The sequence below is a fragment of the Herbaspirillum sp. VT-16-41 genome (assembly GCF_001994935.1).
In the GTDB taxonomy this organism is placed as follows: Bacteria; Pseudomonadota; Gammaproteobacteria; order Burkholderiales; family Burkholderiaceae_D; genus Herbaspirillum; species Herbaspirillum frisingense.
In genome coordinates this window covers 1-371 of record NZ_MUXB01000205.1, presented here as the reverse complement: position 1 = coordinate 371, position 371 = coordinate 1, and the positions used below count along the sequence as shown (strand labels likewise).

Genomic DNA, 371 nt, shown 5'->3' with positions numbered 1-371 from the left:
TCTAATATACCAAGTTCCATTTCTCCTAATTTTTGTTTTACATTTGGTAATTCCGAAATAGTTCCTTTAATACTGTTTGGTGAGTAAGTAGTTGCGAACTCTAATGCAGCCTTTTGTGCAGCTTGTGCAATTCCTAAATAGCATGCAGGAATGTGTAAAAGCCAACCAGCAGGTGTCTTATTACCCGGTGTCATGATTTCAACAAGATCGTCTTTTTCCACATGAACATCTTCTAATACAAGGTCGTGACTTCCAGTTCCACGCATGGCAATAGAATCCCATGTTTCATCCACACTTACTCCTTTTCTATCACGCTTGATTAGGAAATTCCCCACATCATCCGTGCCATCAATGGACGCACTCACAATAAA

General features: G+C 39.6%; 1 pseudogene. It reads right to left on the bottom strand.

Features of this window, described 5'->3' with window-relative positions:
- Nucleotides 1-371, bottom strand: a pseudogene (locus tag BTM36_RS26530) (acyl-CoA dehydrogenase); the annotation flags it as partial.